A 19,937-nucleotide genomic window follows, 5' to 3' on the forward strand; every position below is an offset into this window, starting at 1 on the left:
GCGGTTCCCCCTTGTGGCCCGAAGTGCCCCTGCCCTATCCGGATGCCCATGAGCGTCATCGTCGCCGCCCTCTACCGGTTCACGCCCTTTCCCGATCCCGCCGCCCTGCGCGCACCCCTCGCGCGGCTCGCCTGCGGCGCGGGGGTGAAGGGCACGCTCCTGCTGGCGCCCGAGGGGATCAACGGCACCATCGCGGGCACCCGGGCCGGAATCGACCGAGTCCTTGCCCATATCCGCGGCCTTCCGGGCTGCGACGGGCTCGACTGGAAGGAAAGCACCGCGGACCGGATGCCCTTCGGCAAGCTGAAGGTGCGGCTCAAGCGCGAGATCGTCACCATGGGCCGACCCGGTCTCGATCCGGGCGGAGCGGCGGGAACCTATGTCGAGCCCGCCGACTGGAACGCGCTCATCTCCGCGCCCGACGTGGCCGTGATCGACACCCGCAACGCCTACGAGGTGGCGATCGGCACCTTCCGCGGCGCCATCGACCCCGGCACGGACAGCTTCGGCGAGTTTCCGGCCTGGTGGGAGGCCAACCGCGACAGGCTCTCGAACAGGCGCATCGCCATGTTCTGCACCGGCGGCATCCGCTGCGAGAAATCGACCGCTCTCCTGCGCGCCGAAGGCATCGAGGAGGTCTTTCACCTGAAGGGCGGCATCCTGAAGTACCTCGAGGAGGTGCCCGGGGACGAGAGCCTCTGGGACGGCGCCTGTTTCGTCTTCGACGACCGCGTGTCCGTCACCCATGGTCTCGCCGAGGGGCCGCATGTGCTGTGCCACGGCTGCCGCAGGCCGCTCGACCCCGCCGATACCGTCCATCCCGACTACGAGCGCGGCGTCTCCTGCCATCGCTGCGCCGCCGCCACCACCGAGGCGCAGAAGGCGGGCTTTCGCGAACGCCAGCGCCAGCGGGATCTCGCCGCGGGCCGGGGCTGACGGCTCAGACCGCCAGCTCCTTCTGACCCATGGGATCCTCCGTCTCGGGCTGTGCCTCTCCGTGGCCGGTCAGGATCATCCGGGCCGCGGCGCTCGCCGCGTCCGCATAGGGCAGAAGCACCAGATCGGCCGCCGCGTCACGCAGGTCCCGCGCGGCGGCGTCGCTCTGGGCCGAGACGGCGACCCGACCCGGATAGCCGAGATCCTTCAGCGTCCGGATCAGCGCCTTTCTCGGGTCGTCATGGACAAGGCCCGTGTCGTGGTCCGGCACGGCGGAGACCACCCAGCTGGCCTGCATCAGCGGCAGATGGGCCAGCGTTTCGGGATCGGTGACATCGCCGAAGGCCACGTCGAACCCCTGCGTCCGGGCATGGCGGACCGCCTCGGGATTGAAATCCACCCCCAGCACCTTCAGCCCCTGCGCCTTGAGGTTGCGCGCGATGCCGAGGCCATAGCGCCCGAGCCCGAACAGCACCACGTCATGCCGCTCGCCCGTGCGCGGCCCCTCCGCCGCGTCGTCCCGCAGGCGCTTGCGTTCGAAGATGCCCAGGAACGGCTCCAGCCTGTCGTAGATCTGGTGCGACCAGGTGATCATGTAGGTGGAGGCCGCGATGGTCACGAGGCCCACCAGCGTCACCAGCCCCAGCGCCTCCTCCGCCACATGGCCGATGGACACGCCCATTGCCATGAAGATCAGGGAGAACTCGCTGATCTGCGCCACCGTCAGCCCCGCGAGGAACCCGGTCCGCTTGCGATATCCCATCGCCCCCATGATCGCGAGCACGATCAGCGGATTGCCGATCAGCACGAAGAGCGACAGCACGATGGCGGGCCAGACCGCCGCGCCCAGCACCGACAGGTCCAGGGACGCGCCCAGCGCGATGAAGAAGAAGAGAAGCAGGAAGTCCCTGAGACTCGCCAGCCGCGCCGCGATGGCCTCCCGGAACGGCGTGGAGGCCAGCGAGACCCCGGCCAGCAATCCGCCCAGCTCCTTGCCGAAGCCGAGGTAGTGCCCCACCGCCGCCAGGAGCGCCGCCCAGGCGATGGCGAAGGAGACCAGAAGCTCCGGCGCCCGCGACAGCCGCTCGACCAGCGGATCGGCGATGTAGCGCACGAAGACGGCGACGAAGGCCAGCATCGCGAGGCCGTAGCCGAAGACCTGCAGCACCGCCGCCAGCGGCGCCTCGCCCGCAGCACCCACGCCCAGCGCCGACAGAAGGATCATCGCCAGGACCACCACCACGTCCTGCACGATCAGGAACCCCAGCGCGATGCGCCCGTGCAGGCTGTCGATCTCGCGCTTGTCGGACAGGAGCTTGACGATGATGATGGTCGAGCTGAACGTCAGCGCGATCGCCACATAGATGGCCGTCAGCGGATCGAGGCCAAGCCCGAGCCCGATCAGGAACCCGAAGACCGTGGTAAAGAGCACCTGTCCCAGACCCGTGGTCAGGGACACCGCCCCCAGCGTCCGCACCAGCTGAAAATCGAGCTTCAGCCCCACGAGAAACAGCAGCAGCGCGATGCCCAGCTCGGCCAGAAGGTCGATCTGCACATCGGACCGCGCGATGTCGAAGGCCGAGGGACCGGCGAGAATGCCCACCGCGATGAAGCTCACGATCAGCGGCTGGCGCAGCAAGAGGCCGGCGAAGCCCACCGCCGAGGCCAGCACCATCAGCGCGGCGATCTCGTAGAAGATGTAGCCCTGGATCGTCTCGGTCACCTGCGTCTCCCTGCCTTGGGCGCGCCGACCCTATCACGCCGGCGCCGCCATCCCATACGTCCCGGGCGGCAGCGCCGTGCGTCGAAGCCGCGCAGACGCTTGCCGGTCAGCCGCGCTGCCCCGCATAGGTGATCCGCCGCAGCACCCATTCGAAGGGCCCGAGCGCGGCCCGGCGCCGCCAGACCGCCAGCGCCGCGATCAGCGCCACGGTCACGGCGACCGCGATCAGCGTCGCGGTCAGCCGCCCGACAGTGTCCCAGAGCCGCAGCCCGTAGGCGGAGAAGATCGTCGACAGGACGATGGACTGGCCGAGGTAGATGCTCAGGCTCGATCCCCCCGCCGCCAGCACCCGCTCCATGACCGGGCCGGGCGGGCGCGACAGCGCGGCGATCAGACCAAGGTAGCCCAGGGTCGCCACCGGCGCCACGAGGATGGTCAGCACGAGCCCCGGCAGGGGCGGACCCCATTGCCAGAGCGCCGCGCCGAGGAGGCTCAACGCGACACCGGGCCAGAGGCACCAGAGCCGCGCGCGCCGCCACAGCGGATGGCTCGACTCGTCGATCATCCCCGCCTTCACGGCGGCGAGGCCGAGGCAGAACCACCCCAGCGCCGCGACCCCCTGCGTCAGAAGCAGCGACGGCAGGACAAAGGCGAAGCTGACACTGCGGAAGATCACCGCCTCGACGAAACCGCCGCCACCGAGGATCTCCCGCTCCAGCGCCACGAACTCGGCGGGCGTGTCGGGGGCGGAGGCCATGAGCACCGGCGCGAGGGCCGCCTGCAGGATCAGCAGCCCCGCGCCCAGACGCACCAGCCGCCGCACCGGCCAGTCCCGCAGAAGATAGAGCACCGATCCGGTGACCGCGTAAATCGTCAGGATGTCGCCCGGAAAGAACAGGCAGCCATGGGCGATCCCGAGGAGCAGAAGCCCGATCATCCGGTTGCGGTAAAGCTGTCCGAACGCCAGCCCCCGCCGCTGCGCCGAGCGCATCAGGAACCCGAGCCCCAAGCCGAACATGAAGGAGAACAGCCCGTAGGATTTCGACAGCGCCAGCCCGTTCACCAACCACATCGTGATCGCATCCGTCGCCGTCTCCCCCGACGGTTCCAGGAACCCGCCCAGCAGGGTGAAGGCGATGTACTGGACGTTGACCACGACGATCCCGAACAGGGCGATCAGCCGCAGGTAATCCGGCATCAGCGCGCGGGACCCGCTCATGGCCGCCTCAGCACCGACAGGGCGAGGGTCAACATCTCGTGTCTCCATCCCTTGTCCTGGCCCGCAGCGCGACGGCGAGCGCGATCTGCCCGCCGAGGCATCCCGTCGCGGTCCCGACCGGCATTTCCCCGGCCCGGTCGCCCGTCACGCGCCCGGGAAGACGGCACGGGCCCGCAGCTCCGTCAGGTCAACCTTATCCATCCCGCCCCGTCCGGAGAAGAGCGACGACAGCCGCAGGCGCAGTCTCCGCATAGCGGTCGAGCGCCGGCCGGGTCAATCTGTACTCGTGGCCCAAGGCCTCGGGCCGATGGCTTCGACACAATCTCGCAGACCGCGTTGATCGAGTCGCCAGACGCGGACTCGCCGACCTCGCGCGAAGGATGTGGCGGAACTCTCCCGTTCACACGGTGGCGGTCTCACCGTCCGGGTGGAGAAAGCGTGACAGGATCGTTTCGGCCGAAACCGCCAGAAGCCTCGGCACGTCTTCCCTGGGCACCCGCGCCACGTCGAGGAGGGCGATAACCGCCTCGATGCCCGTGGCGACGCAGAGCAAGGCGACGAGTTCCTTCTGCTGCCGCCTCGGGAGGCCGTGCGGCAGATCGTGAAGCGCGCGCTCCATGTAGGCCACGCGTCGGGCACCGCGTTTGCCGATGTCTTCCGTAGCGACGACCGCAGAGGCGAGGTACTGGCGGAATGTCGTCTCGTTCTCGAGCGTCAGCCTCACAAGTCCCTGGCAGATCGCCATGAGGCGGGCATGGACGTCAGTCGTTCCCTCCACGAGCGTCTCATAAGGCGGAACGAGCGTCGCCAGCCCTGCCTCGAGCGTCAGGGCGTGGGCATCGGAGAAGTAGCGATAGGCGGTTGCCCTCGAGATGCCATGTTCGGCGGCCGCGGCCACGATGGTCACCTCCTCGCCGCGCGACATGAGTTGCCGGGCGCCGTCGAGGATCGCGTCGCGGGTGCGCTGCTTCTGACTCGTCCGTTCGGTCTTCGTCATGCTGCTCCCCAACATTTCCATATTGAGACTCGTGTCTCATAATGATATTCGCAGTCTTGCGACGGGAATCGGTCCCGTCAAGGAGAAACGCATGTCGGATCATCGTCACTACAACGTCTTCGGCCTTCTCGTCAGCTTCCGGGTCCTGCCCGAGGAGGTGGAGAACAAGTTCGTGCTCATGGACGCCCTCGTCCCGCCCGGCCTCGGAGCACCGCCGAATTTCCACGGCGGCGAGACGGAGGTGTTCCGGGTGATGGAAGGAGAGTTCGACTTCCTGATCGACGGACAGAAGGTGTCGGCGCGGTCGGGGGATACGGTCGTCGTGCCCGACGGTGCGGTCCATGCCTTCACCTGCACCGGCGCACGTCCCGGGCGGCTCGAGATCATCAATGCGCCGGGCCGGATGCATGTGGACTTCTTCCGCGGCGTGGGCGAACCCATGCCTGACGACCGGACGCTCCCGGCGCCGCCCGCTGGACCCCCGGACATGGCGAAGGTGATGCAGGTGGCAGAGGCAACCGGACTGAAGCTCGTGCCGCCGCAAATGGAGGCCGCGCGATGAGCGCGTCCGGTATCGGCATGCAGCGGAGCACGTTGCCCTCGCTGGCGCGGGTCCAGCTCCGCGCCGCGACAATCTACCTGGTCGGCGGGCTGCTCCTCGGGGTCGCGATGGCGGCAAGCAGCGATTTCACCCTCAAGGGCGTTCACGCGCACATGCACCTTCTGGGCTGGGTCACGCTTGCAATCTCGGGCCTCGTCTACGCGATGATGCCCGCGCTGTCGGCAAGCAGGCTGGCGCGTTGGCACGTCGTGCTTCACAATCTCGGCCTGCCGGTGATGATGTTCGCGCTGGCCGCCTATCTGTCCGGAGTCGCCGCGGCGGAACCGGGGATCGCCCTCGGGGCGATCCTGAGCACCCTGGGCCTCTGCGCCTTCACCCTGGCTCTCTGGCGCTCCCTCTGAGCGGGCCGGGGACACGGTCCTCCGAGGCGCCGCACCGCGAAGAGGCCCCTCGCCCGGTCACCCGGGAGAGTGCCGTCGCCGGCGCACGCCTCGGCGTCCGGGTCATCGCAGGCTGCCGGAAAACGACGGTCGGCCCGGCTGACAACTGCCAGCCGGGTTCACCCTGCACCATCGAAACCGGGTTGACCCTGGCGGCCCCGTGTCCTCTCGCGGGCGCCACCGACGCCCCTCCGAAGGCGCTCGGGGATATTGGCGGCTCCCCCTGCGCGCCGTGAGAGGACTTGCGCCTCCCTACAAGGTCCTCAGAAATCCAGGTTCTCCACGCTGAGCGCGTTCTGCTGGATGAACTCCCGGCGGGGTTCGACCACGTCGCCCATGAGCTTGGTGAAAAGGTCGTCGGCCTCGGCCACGTCGTCGATCTTCACCTGCAGGAAGGTTCGCGCATCGGGGTCCAGCGTCGTCTCCCAGAGCTGGCTCGGGTTCATCTCGCCCAGACCCTTGTAGCGCTGGAGCGTCAGCCCGCGTTCGCCCTCCTCGAGGATCGCCGAGAGCAGCCCCAGCGGGCCGTGCACCAGCTGGTTGCGGTCCTTGCGCATGAGCCGCGCAGGCCCGCCGTAGACATCCCTCAGCGCCTCGGTGAACGACCCCGTCCGCCGCGCTTCTCCCGAGCGCAGCATGGGCCCGTCCAGCGTCCGCACCTCCTCCACGCCGCGCAGGATCCGCGCGAGCCGGATGCCGCGGTCCTGGGTAATCCGGCCCTGCCATCCCCGCTCGTATTCCAGCGCGATGAGGTCGAGCCGCGCCGCGACCCGGTCCGCGACACCCTGCAGGTCGGCCTCCACCGCGCCGGGCGCGAATGCCCCCGCAATGGCGGCCTGCTCGAGGATGTGGCGCGGGTAATGCGTCGGGAAGGCGTCGAACACCCGCCTGAGCCGCCGCGCATCCTCCACCACGCGGGCGAGATCCTCGCCCACGATGTCCTCTCCGCCGCTCAGACGCAGCACTGCATCCTTGGTGCCCTCGCGGATCAGGTAGTTGTCGAGCTCCGCCTGGTCCTTCAGGTAGACCTCCGACTGCCCGCGCTTCACCTTGAAGAGCGGCGGCTGCGCGATGTAGAGATACCCGCCCTCGATCAGCTGCGGCATCTGCCGGAAGAAGAACGTGAGCAGCAGCGTCCGGATATGGGCGCCGTCCACGTCGGCGTCGGTCATGATGACGATCTTGTGGTAGCGCAATTTGGAGATGTCGAACTCGTCCCGCCCGATGCCGGTGCCCAGCGCCATCACGAGGTTGCCGATCTCCTGGCTGCCCAGCATCCGGTCGAACCGCGCCCGCTCCACGTTCAGGATCTTGCCCCGCAGTGGCAGCACCGCCTGGGTCCGCCGGTCCCGCCCCGTCTGCGCCGAGCCGCCCGCGGAATCCCCTTCCACCAGGAACAGCTCCGTCAGCGCCGGGTCCTTTTCCGAGCAATCCTTCAGCTTTCCGGCAAGGTAGTTCACGTCCATCGCGGTCTTGCGCCGGGTCAGCTCCCGGGCCTTGCGCGCGGCCTCCCGGGCCTGGGCGGCCTCCACGATCTTGCCGACGATCATCCGCGCCTCGGCCGGGTTCTCCTCGAACCACTCCGCCAGCTTCTCGCCGATCAGGTTCTCCACCGCCGGACGCACCTCGGACGAGACGAGCTTGTCCTTCGTCTGGCTGGAGAACTTCGGGTCGGGCACCTTCACGGACAGCACGCAGGTCAGCCCCTCGCGCATGTCGTCGCCGGTGAAGTTCACCTTCTCGCGCTTGGAGATGCCGCTGTCGGTGGCATAGCGGGTGACGGTCCGGGTCAGCGCGGCGCGGAAGCCCGCCATGTGAGTGCCGCCGTCCCGCTGTGGGATGTTGTTGGTGAACGGAAGCACCATCTCGTTGTAGCTGTCGTTCCACCACATCCCGGCCTCGACGGTGATCCCGTCCCGCTCGCCTGCGACATGGATCGGCTCGGGCAGCATCGGCGCCTTGGAGCGGTCGAGATACTTGACGAACTCCTTGACGCCGCCCTCGTAGAACAGGTCCACCTCCTGCCGCTCCGCCGGGCGCTCGTCCCGCAGGACGATGCGCACGCCGGAATTGAGGAACGCGAGCTCCCGCAGGCGCTTCTCCAGCGTATGGAAATCGTAGTCGAGATTGGAGAACGTGCCTGTGGAGGCCAGGAACCGGACCTCGGTGCCGGTGCGGCCGCCGCTGTCGCCCACGACCTTCAGATGCTCCACCGTGTCGCCATGCTCGAACCGGGCGACATGCTCCTTGCCGTTCCGCCAGATGCGCAGCTCCAGCCAGACCGACAGCGCGTTGACGACAGAGACGCCGACACCGTGCAGACCGCCGGAGACCTTGTAGGAATTCTGGTCGAACTTCCCGCCCGCGTGGAGCTGGGTCATGATGACCTCGGCGGCGCTCACCCCCTCGCCCTCGTGGATGTCCACCGGGATGCCGCGCCCGTTGTCGGTCACGGAAACCGAACTGTCGGCATGGATCGTGACGGTCACCCGGTCGGCATGACCGGCCAGCGCCTCGTCGATGCCGTTGTCCACGACCTCGTAGACCATGTGATGCAGGCCGGACCCGTCGTCGGTGTCGCCGATATACATGCCCGGCCGCTTCCGGACAGCCTCCAAGCCCTTGAGAACCTTGATGGAACTGGCGCCGTATTCCTCCGGCGCGCCTGCGGTCTCCGCCATGCGTCACAATCCTGTCTGTTCGGGGCTTCATATACGAAGTCTGGTGGCGATTGTCACGCAACACCGCCAGATTTCGTGGGTCAGGTGAGGGGGATGACCAGCCCCACCCCGACCAGCGCCGCCCCCGCGATCCGGTTGGTGCGCCGCACCGCCCCCGGCGAGGCCAGAAGCCGCCGCACCTGCCCGATCATGCCCGCCAGAACGAGGTTTCCGACCAGCGGCACCACTGCCGACAGACCGGCGATCGCCAGCATGTCCGGCAGGGTCAGGGCGGTAAGGTCGAAGAACCCCGGCAGGACGCCCATGTAGAACAGGATCGCCTTCGGATTGCCGAGGATCACCGCGAGACCCGCCAGAAAACCCGCCCACATCCCGGGCCGCGTCAGGCGGCTGTCGGCGCTGAGGTCCGTGTCGGCATGGCGCCAGATCAGCACCCCCATGATCACGAAGGTCGCTGCCGCCACCCATTTCAGCGCCTCGAGAAAGCCGGAGAAGACCGACACGATCCACGTCACGCCGAGGATCGCCAGGAACGGCCAGAGCACGTCGCCCACCACGACGCCGAGGGCCAGCGGCCAGGCCGCGTGAAAGCCGCCCGCGAGGGCGCGCGCCGTCAGCGCCACCCAGACCGGGCCGGGCGTCAGGAACAGGATCAGGAGCGCCCCGGCATAGAGCGCCATCTGCGACAGGGTAATCGTCATGGTGCCGGCTTACGCCGCGGCGGACCCGGGCGGAAGGCCCCCCGGATGCCTCAGAAGAGCCAGCCGAGAAGATCGACCTCCGCCGCCCCGTCCCACACCGCATCGCCCAGCGGCAGCACCATCAGCCCGCCCTGCCTGCGGTGCTCGAGGCCATTCGTCCGCGCGCCCTCCATGTCGACGAAGCGCAGGACGTTGCGGTGGGCCTCGAACCCCGCCCCGGCATAGAGCGGACGGTCGCCGAACAGGACGAAGAACTCCGCCGGCATCGCCCGCGCCTCGGCGATCGCGGCCTCCATCAGCCTCGAGGCGATCCCCTCGCCCCGCCGCTCGGGCGCGGTGCAGACATCGCCCAGGCCCACGATATCCACCAGCCGCTCGCCCATGCGGATCGCGCGGAGGCCAAGGCCCATCTGCCCCACGATCGCGCCCGCGTCCCGCGCCACGATCCGGACATGATGGCGCTGGACGAAATAGCTGCGATCCCCGAAATCCGTCACGAAGCACCGCCGCAGAAGCGCGGCGATCTCCGCCTCGTCGGTCGGTGTCAGCCGCGCCTCCTCGATCCGTTCAATCTTCATCTGCACCTCTCCAAGGTCGCGCCGCCGGACATGGACGGCCGACCTCGTCCTGTCAAACGCCCGGCTCTCTCCACCCGTGCTCTCCGCCCCCCATTTTTCTGGCGGGAAATATCCCGGTGGGGGTCCGGGGGAGGCAGCGCCTCCCCCGGCGGGTCGCCGCCGAAGGCGGCGAAACGAAGGACCCGGATCGCGCGGTGCCCTCCATGGTCACGACCCCCCCGCCACCGCCACGTCCGACACGCCATCCGCTTCGGTCACTTCGAGATATTGCGCCCGGTCGCCGAACTCGGCGAAGAGCTCCGGTCCGGTGCCCGTCATCCATGCCTGGGCGCCCAGCGCGAGGATCTCCTCGTACAGCGCCGCGCGGCGGGAGGAATCCAGATGGGCCGCTACCTCGTCCAGCAACAGAAGCGGTGGCGCGCCGACGCGGTGCGCCAGCGCGCGGGCATTGGCGAGGATCAGCGAGATCAGCAGCGCTTTCTGCTCGCCCGTCGAACAGTCGCGAGCGGGCACGCCCTTCTCGGTATAGACGGCGGCAAGGTCGGTGCGGTGCGGCCCGGTCAGGGTCCGCCCCGCCGCCATGTCGCGCCCTCGCCCCTCGGCCAGGGCGCGGGCGAGATCCTCCGCCCCCTCCGGCAGGTCGCCCTCGGGCTGTTCCAGCGACAGGGTCGCGGCCGGAAAGGCGGTCTCCGCCCCCTCCTGCGCCTCAGAGAGCACCGTCAGCGTCTCGGCGCGGGCGGCCTGGATGCGGGCGCCGGCCTCGGCCATGCGGGCCTCCAGCGCGGCATACCAGCCCGCGTTGCGCACCTCGTCCTTCAGGAGGCGGTTACGCTCGCGCATGGCCTTCTCGTAGGTCAGCACCGCCTCGCCATGATCAGGCCGGAAACTCAACGCGGCCCGGTCGAGGAAGCGGCGCCGCCCGTCCGCACCCTCGATCCACAGCCGGTCCATGGACGGGATCAGCCAGAGCACCCGCACCAGCCGCCCCAGCGCCAGCTGCGGCGCGGCCTTGCCGTCTATCCGCACCTGCCGCGCGGCGGCGCCCTCGGACCAGGTCTCGATCTCGTGCAGCCCGTCGGGGGCGGCCAGATCGGCGGCGATCTTCCAGCCGAGGCTTTCGGGCCTCCGTGCCATCTCCTCTGCGCTCGCCCGGCGCAGCCCGCGCCCGGGGCTGAGGATCGAGAGCGCCTCGAGAAGGTTCGTCTTGCCCGCGCCGTTGGGGCCGAAGATCGCGACGGGCCGGCCGTCCGCGGTCATCCGCGCGCGGCGGTGGCTGCGGAAATGCGAGAGGCTCAGGGCGGTGACGGCGACCATGGCAAAAGGTTAACGCCTCCGCGCGTCCACAGGGATTTCCGTTTATCTTCCGTGTCTTGACGGGGCGTCCACACGTGGACGCCGGCGCCGGCCGCGAATTTTCGTACGAAAATTCGCCCGCCTCACACCCGCATCGGCATGACCACGTAGACCGCCGAGGTATCGTCCCCCTCGCGCATCAGCGTGGGATCGCCCGAGGAATTGAACAGGAAGATCGCGTTCTCCTTGTCCACCTGGCTCGCGATCTCCAGCAGGTATTTCGCGTTGAATCCGATCTCCAGCTTCTCGTCCCCGTAGGCGACCGCCAGCTCCTCCTCCGCCGCCCCCGCATCGGGCGCGTTCACCGAGAGCACCAGCCGGTCCTCGTCGAGGCTCATCTTCACCGCGCGGCTCCGCTCCGAGCTCACCGTCGCGACCCGGTCCACCGCCTTGGCGAAATCGCTGGCATCCACCTCCAGCTGCTTCGTGTTCCCGGTCGGAATGACCCGGCTGTAGTCCGGAAAGGTCCCGTCGATCACCTTCGAGGTCAGCGTGATGTTCGGCGTGGCGAAGCGGACCTTCGTCTCGCTGACCGACACCGCGATCTCCATCTCGTCGTCGTCGAGCAGCTTCCTGAGCTCCCCCACCGTCTTCCTCGGGACGATCACCCCGGGCATCCCCGCCGCGCCCTCGGGCAGGGGCGCGTCGATCCGCGCCAGCCGGTGCCCGTCGGTCGCCACGCAGCGCAGCCGCGGCCCCGCCTCCGTATCGGCCACATGCATGTAGACGCCGTTGAGATAGTAGCGCGTCTCCTCGGTGGAGATCGCGAATTTCGACTTGTCGAAGAGCCGCCGCAGCACCGGCGCGGGGGCGGCGAAGTTGCAGGCGTATTCCGACGAGGCCATGACCGGGAAATCCTCGCGCGGCAGCGTCGCCAGCTTGAAATCCGACCGCCCCGCGGTGATCTGCAGCCGCCCCGAAGCCCCGTCCTCGGAGAGGGTGACAAGCGCGCCGTCCGGCAGCTTGCGCACGATCTCGTTCAGCGTGACCGCCGAGACCGTCGTCGCCCCCGCCCGCTCCACCTGGGCGGGCGCGCGGTCCACCACCTCGACGTCGAGATCGGTGGCGCGGAACTGTACCGTGTCGCCCTCGGCCTCGATCAGGACGTTGGCCAGGATCGGGATCGTGTTCCGCCTCTCGACGACCGACTGGGCCTGCGCCACGGCCTTCATCAGCGCACCGCGTTCGATGGAGAGTTTCATGTCCTCGCTCCGTCCCTCTGAGGCCCTTCGCCGGGACGCTCACGCTACACGCGCAAGCGGGCCGGGCAAGCCATTTCGCGGGAGAGTCCGTCAGTGTTGCAGGAGCGTCAAGCGCCGTCGCGCCGGGCCCTATTCCTCGAGCGCGCGGCGCAGCAGTTCGAGATCGTCCGCGATGCAGCTGTCGGTCTGGCGCAGTTCCTCGATCTTGCGAACACCATGCATGATCGTGGTGTGATCGCGCCCACCGAACCGCTTGCCGATCTCCGGCAGGGACCGGCTGGTCAGGGTCTTGGCGAGCCACATCGCCACCTGCCGCGGGCGGGCGAAGCTGCGCATCCGGCGCGGTCCCACGAGGTCGCTCAGGCGGATGTTGTAATGCTCGGCCACCTTCCGCTGGATTTCCTCCACCGTGATCTTGCGGTCGGAGGTGCGCAGGATGTCGGCAAGACAGTCTTGGACCAGTTCGTGGTCGATTGTCTTGCCGACGAGGCTCGCGAAGGCGAAGAGCCGCGTCAGCGCACCTTCGAGCACCCGCACGTTGGTCGAGATCCGGTGCGCCAGGTATTCCAGCACGCCGGGTGCGACGGTGAGGCCCGGATATTGCTCCCGGTACTGCTCGACCTTCGACTGCAGGATGCCGAGCCGCAGTTCGTAATCCGTGGGATGCAGGTCCACCACCAGCCCCGAGGCGAGGCGCGAGGAGATCCGGCCCTCGAGGTCCTTGATGTCGGACGGCGCGCGATCGGCGGAGATGATGACCTGCTTCGACTGGTCCACGAGGGCGTTGAACGTGTGGAAGAACTCTTCCTGCGTGCTGTCTTTTCCTGCGAGGAACTGCACGTCATCGACCATGAGCACGTCGACGGACCGGAACAGCTGCTTGAAGTCCATGATCTTGCGCTCGCGCAGGGCAGTCACGAAGCGGTACATGAACTGGTCGGCGGAGAGGTAGAGCACATCGAGATGCGGCATGTTGGTCCGCAGCTCGTGAGCGATGGCGTGCATCAGATGAGTCTTGCCGAGGCCGACGCCGCCATAGAGGAACAGGGGATTGAAGGCTACGGGCCCGCCTTCGGCCACGCGGCGCGCGGCGGCATGGGCCAGGGCGTTGGGCTTTCCGACGACGAAGGTGTCGAACGTGAATCGGGTGTCGAGCTTGGCGCTTTCGACAAGGCTCGACCGCGCCTGTGCCGGAGCCGCCGCCGGGGCGGCCTGGCGCGGACCGTCTGACCGCCGGACTTCGAAGGACAGCCGGTCGACCTCGTGTCCGTGCCGGGCAAGCTGGGCGACGATGCGATCCGCAAAGTTCTGCGAGACGTAGTTGCCGATGAAGTTGGATGGAACCGAGCAGGTGAGCACGCCGGCGTCGAGCGACCGGTAGGTCAGCGGAGCGATCCAGTTCGCGTAGTTGTTCTCTCCGAATACCTGACGCAGTTCATCTTTCACCACTGTCCAGTCCGCTTGTGTCATTCCGGCCCCAGCCCGCATTGTTCTGCCTTCCCGTCGCGGGCATGCCCGCACGTTCATGGCGCTGGCCTGGCAGAGAATGCCTGTCCAGGCAGCCGCTTGGCCGCCCGGTCCGGACAGGTCTCTCGCTCGCCGGAGCCGGTCCCGCAGCAGGACCAGCATCACGGAAACCGGGTCGACCGGTCTTCCGCTTCGGCAGGACGGGTCGGGGATTGGCCCCTCTCCGCTCGCGTGTCGCGGAGCGTTACGGGCCTTGCCTCGGGCCCGTTCTCCGTTCTACGCCTTGAACGCCAGAAGACTGCGGCCACGACTAGAGAATGGGGTAGAAGCCCCCTCCTCGAAATCGGTCCCTTGCAGCAGCTCCGGCGCTCTCCCCCAGGTTTGCGCTCGTGAATCGCAGGGCCAAGCTAGCAAGGGGTTTCGAAGCCTTTCAACTGAACAACAGCCTTGACTTCGGGATTGCCCGGTCCGCCGTTTTCGAGAATCCCGAAGGCTATTGAATCCCTTCAAATCCCGTCACAATGCTGTTGCAAAAATGACAAAGCGCGCCGTTCAAGGCGCGCTTCGGCAGGTCGGGGTTCCGGACGCGAGTCGGCCCGGGCGGATATCAGCCGAGGGCCTTCACCCGCGAGGACAGGCGCGACATCTTCCGCGCGGCGGTGTTCTTGTGAAAGACGCCCTTGGTCACACCGCGCATCAGTTCCGGCTGAGCCGTGCGCAGGGCCGAGGCTGCTGCTTCCTTGTCGCCGGAGGCGATGGCTTCCTCGACGCGGCGCAGGAAGGTGCGGATGCGCGAGCGGCGGGCCTTGTTGATGGCATAGTTGCGCTCGTTCTGGCGGGCGCGCTTCTTGGCTTGGGGCGAATTCGCCATGTGTCTCTCCGGTACGGTCTATCCGAGTTCACGCATACCGTCCGGCGCCGTCCCGGAGGAAGGCCGACATCTCTTGCCTGAGCGGGCAGCACGCGCATGTGGCGGCGCGCTTAGCCGACGACGAACCGGAAGTCCAGCGGCTACTTGTCCCGGAACTGGGCTTCGCGCTTCTCGCGGAAGGCCATCATGCCCTCCGCCTGATCGTCCGTGGAAAAGAGCGCGTAGAAGAGCGCGCGCTCGTAGCGCAGACCCTCCGACAGCGACATCTCCTCTGCCCGATTCACGGCATCCTTGACCGACGTCGTGGCCAGCAGGGACTTCTCCGCGATCTTGTGGGCCGCGGCCAGCGCCTCGTCCTTCAGCTTCTTGGCGGGAACGACGCGGCTGACGAGGCCCGAACGCTCCGCCTCCTCGGCATCCATGAAGCGGCCGGTCAGGTGCATGTCCATGGACTTCGACTTGCCCACGAGGCGGGTCAGGCGTTGCGTGCCGCCGAGCCCCGCGAGGATGCCGAGATTGATCTCGGGCTGGCCGAACTTGGCGGTATCAGCGGCGATGATGAAATCGCACATCATGGCAAGCTCGCAGCCGCCGCCCAGAGCATAGCCCGCCACGGCGGCGATCATCGGCTTGCGCACGCCGGCGATTCTCTCCCCCTCGCGGGCGAAGACCTGGCGCGCATACATGTCGACGAAGCTCTTGTCGGCCATCTCGGCGATGTCCGCCCCGGCGGCGAAGTCCTTCTCCGAGCCGGTGATGACGATGCAGCGCACCTTGTCGCTGCGGTCGGCGTCCTCGAGGGCCGCGACCAGCTCGCTCAAAAGCTTCGCGTTCAGAGCGTTCTTCACGTCGGGTCGGTTCAGGGTGATCGTGCAGACGTCGTCGGAGATGTCGACGACGATGGTCTCGTAGGCCATTGGATTTGGTCCTTGTGCCGGCGTCTGCGTCGGTCAGGCTTAGCAAAGGCGTCCGCGGGTTCAAGCTATCTTTGACACAGAGGGCAATAGAAGGACGACCGACCCGACTGCACGACACGTCGGATCGTGCCGCCGCAGCCGTTGCCAGGACAGGGACCACCCTCTCGGCCATAGACCCGGAAGGTGTGCTGAAAATAGCCCAGCTCCCCGTCCGCCTGCCGGTGGTCGCGCAGGGAGGAGCCGCCTGCGTCGATGGCCTCCGACAGAACCTCCCGGATCACGGGCACGAGGCCCGCCACCCGCGCGGGGGCGATGCGGCCGGCCTTGCGCAGGGGGCTGATCCCTGCGCGGTGGAGCGCCTCGCACACATAGATATTGCCGAGGCCCGCCACGATCCGCTGATCGAGCAGAGCCGACTTGATCGGGGTCATTCGGCCCCGCAGCCGCGCAGTGAGGTAAGCCTCGGAGAAGCCGTTGCCCATGGGCTCGGGCCCGAGATCGCGGATCAGCCAGTGACGCTCGAGATCCTGCGTCGGCACGAGGTCCATCGCGCCGAAGCGGCGGGCGTCGTTGAAGGTGATGCGGGCACCGTTGTTCATGTCGAGCAGGACATGATCGTGCCTGGCCGGTGCGGGGTGGTCGTGGTGAAAGGTGCCGATCCGATAGCCCGAGACCAGCATCCGCCCCGACATGCCCAGGTGCACGATGAGCGTCTGCCCGTCGTCCAGGCCCGCGAGCAGGTATTTCGAGCGGCGCCCGAGCCGCGTCACGCGCCGCCCGGTCAGCCGCTCGGCCATCCGCTCCGGCAGGGGCCAGCGCAGATCGGGGCGGTTGACCTGCGCCCGGGCGATGACCGCGCCCTCCATGGCGGGGGCAAGGCCGCGGCGCACTGTCTCGACTTCTGGCAATTCGGGCATGGTGCGCTTTCTTCCCCCGTGCGGGGCCTATAGAAAGGCGCGGCACGAGAGGATCGCAAGAGCCCATGACCGACGAGACCGCGCCGGAGAGCACCACCCATTTCGGATATCAGACCGTCCCCGAGGCCGAGAAGGCGGGGCGGGTCCGCGGCGTCTTCAGCTCCGTCGCCAGCCGCTACGACGTGATGAACGACCTGATGAGCGGCGGCATCCACCGGCTCTGGAAGGACGCGATGATGGACTGGCTGGCGCCCCGGCCCGGGCAGCGGCTGCTCGACGTGGCCGGCGGCACGGGCGACATCGCCTTCCGCTTCCTGCGACGGGCGGGCGACGCCACCGCCACGGTGCTCGACCTCACGACGCCGATGCTGGAGGAGGGCCGCAAGCGGGCCGAGGCCGAGGCCCTGTCGGACCGGCTCGACTGGGTGACCGGCGATGCGATGGCCCTGCCCTTCGACGACGCGAGCTTCGACGTCTACACGATCTCCTTCGGCATCCGGAACGTGACCCGGCCCGAGGTGGCGCTGTCGGAGGCGTTCCGCGTGCTCAGGCCCGGCGGGCGGCTCATGGTGCTGGAATTCAGCCGCGTGCCCGTGCCGATGCTGCAGAAGGCCTACGATCTCTATTCCTTCAACGTCATTCCCCGCATGGGGCAGGCCGTGACAGGGGACCGGGACAGCTACCAGTACCTCGTCGAATCGATCCGGCGGTTCCCCGACCAGGAGACATTCCTTGCCATGGTGCGCGCGGCGGGGTTCGGGAACGCGGCCTATCGCAATCTCAGCATGGGCGTGGCCTGCCTGCACTCCGGCTGGAAACTGTAGGTGCGCGGCCCCCACAACATCTTTCGCCTGATCCGGACCGGGGCCACGTTCGAACGCACCGGCGCGATGCGCGTGATCCTGGAGGCTCTCGACGCGCCGCCGCTTCTGCGGCTGGTTGTGCGCGGCCTGACTTGGCCGGTGCAGTGGCTGGGCCTGAGGGGCGATCCGTCGATGCCGCCCGCGACCCGGGCGCTGACGGCGCTGGGCCCCGCCTACATCAAGTTCGGACAGGTCATGTCGACGCGTCCCGACGTGGTGGGCGACACGCTGGCTCGGCAGCTCCGGGTGCTGCAGGACAAGCTTCCGCCCTTCCCCCTCGCCGCCGCCCGCGCGGAGATGGAGCGGGAACTGGGCGTGCGCGTCGATGACGTGTTCGAACACGTCTCGGAACCGGTGGCCGCCGCCTCGATCGCGCAGGTGCACAAGGCGCGGCTGCGGGGCAGCGGAGAGGCGGTCGCGGTCAAGGTCCTGCGCCCGGGCATTGAGCGCGCCTTCCGCCGCGACATCGACGCCTTCTATTTCGCGGCGCGCATGATCGAGCTGCTTTCGCCCTCCTCGCGGCGGCTGCGGCCGATGGACGTTATCGCCCATTTCGAGGGCGTGGTTCTGGGAGAACTCGACCTGCGGCTGGAAAGCTCCGCCGCGTCGGAATTCGCCGTGAATACCGAAAGGGACGAGGGATTCCGCATTCCCCGCATTCGCTGGGCGCTGTCGGCCCGGCGCGTGATGACCCAGGACTGGGTCGAGGGCGTCAGCATGGGCGACGTGGAGGCGCTGGATGCGGCGGGACACGACCGCAAGCGCCTCGCCGCCCGCGTGCTCGAGCTGTTCCTGCGTCATGCCCTGCGCGACGGCATGTTTCACGGTGACATGCACCAGGGGAACCTGAAGGTCGGGGCGAACGGCGACATCATCGCCCTCGATTTCGGGATCATGGGCCATATCGACGAGTACACGCGCCGGGTCTACGCTCAGATCCTCTTCGGGTTCATCCGGCGCGATTACCGGCGCGTCGCGGAGGTCCATTTCGAGGCGGGCTACGTTCCACCCGACCGGGACATCGAGGAATTCAGCCGCGCCCTGCGTGCGGTGGGCGAGCCCATCTTCGGCATGGACGCCTCGCGCATCTCGATGGGGCGGCTCCTGGCCTATCTCTTCGAGGTGACAGAGCGGTTCGGGATGGAGACCCGTACCGAGCTGATCCTGCTGCAGCGGACGATGGTGGTGGTCGAAGGCGTGGCCCGCTCTCTCGATCCGCACATGAACATCTGGGAGGTCGCGCGACCGACGGTCGAGGACTACATCAAGAAGAGCATCGGTCCGACGGCCCTGGCGCGGGACCTCGCCCGGACGGCGCAGGTTCTGGCGCGGTTCGGTCCCCGCCTTCCCGAGGCGGCGCGGCTGGCGCTGGTGGAGCGCTCGCGGCCGGCCCGGCCGCCGCCCCGCCGGACAACGATGGCCCTCCTCGGCGGCATGGCGCTTGGCGGCGGCCTCGTGATTGCCGGCGTCTTGCTCGGGCAGCTGCTCTGAGACCCGCCGCGCCGGCGGCCGGGCGAGGGACCTCAACTGCGTGGGCGGTGCCATGGCAACGGCACGGAGTAGGGTTCGGTATTCGCCGCGCGCGAGCACAACCCGAGAGGCCGAGGCCGTCACAGCAGACCGTATCGGGGACGCGGCATCATGCGGCCCGGGCGGCCGCACCTGTTTCGAGGGGTCGCGCGAGGCGATGCCGAGGAGCTGCGCCAAGATGCATGCCCCCTCGTCAGATGTGCAGTTCGCGAGCGACCCGGTCTCGATTACCGGAAGGGCGCTCGTCCGCTTCGTGCAGCTGCGACCTTGTACGGATAGAATAGATCGGGGAAGCTTTACGGATACCCTTGGATTGTGCCCATGCCATTTTGCGACATCACAATCGTGCCCGTTCCCACCTGTCGCCGGAAAGCCTATCTTAAATTTTCCGAACGGATAGCTGAGATATATCGCGAATTTGGAGCGTCACGTGTGACGGATTTCTGGCATGATGACGACGCCAGCGCTGACGCAGATTTTCACGCAAGGGATGCGATGGCCACATATGGCGTGGGGAATCTGCCAAACTTCCGAAAACTTGCAGGCGCGGTCGAAGGCGAGACAGTCGTTGTTTCGATCACGGAGTGGCCAAACCGCGAGGCTCGTGACCGAGGAGTCGAGGCCGTGGTCTCAGACCCACGCATCCAGGGCACGATGGACGAAGAACCGATCTTCGATGGTAGCAAGCTCATCGCAGGTGGCTTTGTCGTCGAACTCGACATCGGTTGACGCAGGCGGCGGTAGCCTTGTTCGAAGAGCCGGTATCCGGCGCACCGAGACGACCTCCGCAGTCTTCTGCAAGGGCATCGGCCCGTTCTGACCTCTGATTCTCTCGTGATCTTGCGTGGTTCTTCGTAACCGGCCGGTTAGGACCGCAGCTCAGGCGACGGCCTTGTCCTCCTGAGTGAGCGGCACCCAGTTCCACGGCAGCAGGTCGTCGAGGCGGTTGATCTTGTGGTCGCCGATCCGGGCGAGGATGT

At 67.9% G+C, this 19,937-nt stretch carries 18 protein-coding genes; 6 read left to right on the top strand and 12 right to left on the bottom strand.

Features of this window, described 5'->3' with window-relative positions; genetic code table 11:
• Positions 1-42 precede the first annotated feature (42 nt).
• On the top strand, positions 43-936 hold the full coding sequence (gene trhO / locus EAT49_RS12220) for an oxygen-dependent tRNA uridine(34) hydroxylase TrhO (protein WP_123642606.1): 894 nt from the start codon (positions 43-45) through the stop codon (positions 934-936).
• A gap of 4 nt (positions 937-940) precedes the next feature.
• Here the strand turns inward: trhO and EAT49_RS12225 are convergent, their stop codons facing one another.
• The 3 genes from EAT49_RS12225 to EAT49_RS12235 form a co-directional block, all read right to left on the bottom strand.
• Positions 941-2,659: a cation:proton antiporter gene (locus tag EAT49_RS12225; protein WP_246003837.1), complete on the bottom strand. Its 1,719-nt coding sequence runs from the start codon at positions 2,657-2,659 to the stop codon at positions 941-943.
• Positions 2,660-2,765: 106 nt separating this feature from the next.
• Positions 2,766-3,878 (bottom strand): DUF418 domain-containing protein, encoded by a 1,113-nt coding sequence (locus tag EAT49_RS12230; RefSeq protein ID WP_123642607.1) that lies wholly within the window; start codon positions 3,876-3,878, stop codon positions 2,766-2,768.
• Between the two features lie 400 nt (positions 3,879-4,278).
• On the bottom strand, positions 4,279-4,875 hold the full coding sequence (locus tag EAT49_RS12235) for a TetR/AcrR family transcriptional regulator (protein ID WP_123642608.1): 597 nt from the start codon (positions 4,873-4,875) through the stop codon (positions 4,279-4,281).
• Between the two features lie 91 nt (positions 4,876-4,966).
• Between EAT49_RS12235 and EAT49_RS12240 the strand changes: the two genes are divergently transcribed.
• The gene (locus tag EAT49_RS12240) at positions 4,967-5,437 is read left to right on the top strand and encodes a cupin domain-containing protein (protein ID WP_123642609.1); all 471 of its coding nucleotides are present in this window, start codon (positions 4,967-4,969) and stop codon (positions 5,435-5,437) included.
• The gene (locus EAT49_RS12245) at positions 5,434-5,838 is read left to right on the top strand and encodes a hypothetical protein (RefSeq protein WP_221181456.1); all 405 of its coding nucleotides are present in this window, start codon (positions 5,434-5,436) and stop codon (positions 5,836-5,838) included. Before EAT49_RS12240 ends, EAT49_RS12245 begins: the two co-directional genes overlap by 4 nt.
• A gap of 302 nt (positions 5,839-6,140) precedes the next feature.
• Here EAT49_RS12245 and gyrB read toward each other — a convergent pair whose 3' ends face one another.
• The 9 genes from gyrB to mutM form a co-directional block, all read right to left on the bottom strand.
• Positions 6,141-8,558 carry a DNA topoisomerase (ATP-hydrolyzing) subunit B gene (gyrB, locus tag EAT49_RS12250; RefSeq protein ID WP_123642610.1) on the bottom strand — a complete coding sequence of 806 codons (2,418 nt, stop codon included), beginning with the start codon at positions 8,556-8,558 and terminating at the stop codon, positions 6,141-6,143.
• An 80-nt stretch (positions 8,559-8,638) separates the two neighbouring features.
• On the bottom strand, positions 8,639-9,259 hold the full coding sequence (locus tag EAT49_RS12255) for a LysE family translocator (RefSeq protein ID WP_123642611.1): 621 nt from the start codon (positions 9,257-9,259) through the stop codon (positions 8,639-8,641).
• A 50-nt stretch (positions 9,260-9,309) separates the two neighbouring features.
• Positions 9,310-9,837: a GNAT family N-acetyltransferase gene (locus tag EAT49_RS12260; protein WP_123642612.1), complete on the bottom strand. Its 528-nt coding sequence runs from the start codon at positions 9,835-9,837 to the stop codon at positions 9,310-9,312.
• Positions 9,838-10,044: 207 nt separating this feature from the next.
• Complete coding sequence (gene recF, locus EAT49_RS12265) at positions 10,045-11,151, bottom strand: DNA replication/repair protein RecF (protein ID WP_123642613.1); 1,107 nt, start codon at positions 11,149-11,151, stop codon at positions 10,045-10,047.
• A 122-nt stretch (positions 11,152-11,273) separates the two neighbouring features.
• A complete protein-coding gene (gene dnaN, locus EAT49_RS12270; protein ID WP_123642614.1) occupies positions 11,274-12,392 on the bottom strand; it encodes a DNA polymerase III subunit beta in 1,119 nt (372 codons plus the stop codon).
• Positions 12,393-12,521: 129 nt separating this feature from the next.
• Positions 12,522-13,862, bottom strand: coding sequence for a chromosomal replication initiator protein DnaA (gene dnaA / locus EAT49_RS12275; RefSeq protein WP_221181457.1), 1,341 nt, complete (start codon positions 13,860-13,862; stop codon positions 12,522-12,524).
• A 604-nt stretch (positions 13,863-14,466) separates the two neighbouring features.
• Positions 14,467-14,730: a 30S ribosomal protein S20 gene (rpsT, locus tag EAT49_RS12280; RefSeq protein WP_123642616.1), complete on the bottom strand. Its 264-nt coding sequence runs from the start codon at positions 14,728-14,730 to the stop codon at positions 14,467-14,469.
• 140 nt (positions 14,731-14,870) lie between these two features.
• Positions 14,871-15,647, bottom strand: coding sequence for an enoyl-CoA hydratase-related protein (locus tag EAT49_RS12285; protein ID WP_123642617.1), 777 nt, complete (start codon positions 15,645-15,647; stop codon positions 14,871-14,873).
• Between the two features lie 65 nt (positions 15,648-15,712).
• Positions 15,713-16,564, bottom strand: a complete 852-nt coding sequence (mutM, locus tag EAT49_RS12290) for a bifunctional DNA-formamidopyrimidine glycosylase/DNA-(apurinic or apyrimidinic site) lyase (RefSeq protein ID WP_123642618.1) — start codon at positions 16,562-16,564, stop codon at positions 15,713-15,715.
• 65 nt (positions 16,565-16,629) lie between these two features.
• Between mutM and ubiE the strand changes: the two genes are divergently transcribed.
• From ubiE to EAT49_RS12305, 3 genes are all read left to right on the top strand, one after another.
• On the top strand, positions 16,630-17,388 hold the full coding sequence (gene ubiE, locus EAT49_RS12295) for a bifunctional demethylmenaquinone methyltransferase/2-methoxy-6-polyprenyl-1,4-benzoquinol methylase UbiE (RefSeq protein ID WP_123642619.1): 759 nt from the start codon (positions 16,630-16,632) through the stop codon (positions 17,386-17,388).
• The gene (ubiB, locus tag EAT49_RS12300; protein WP_123642620.1) at positions 17,389-18,918 is read left to right on the top strand and encodes a 2-polyprenylphenol 6-hydroxylase; all 1,530 of its coding nucleotides are present in this window, start codon (positions 17,389-17,391) and stop codon (positions 18,916-18,918) included.
• Positions 18,919-19,278: 360 nt separating this feature from the next.
• Entirely contained in the window at positions 19,279-19,686 is a 408-nt protein-coding gene (locus EAT49_RS12305; RefSeq protein ID WP_123642621.1) for a DUF1428 domain-containing protein, read from the top strand.
• Positions 19,687-19,937: the final 251 nt, after the last annotated feature.

This window comes from Histidinibacterium lentulum (genome assembly GCF_003789055.1).
GTDB lineage: Bacteria > Pseudomonadota > Alphaproteobacteria > Rhodobacterales > Rhodobacteraceae > Oceanicola > Oceanicola lentulus.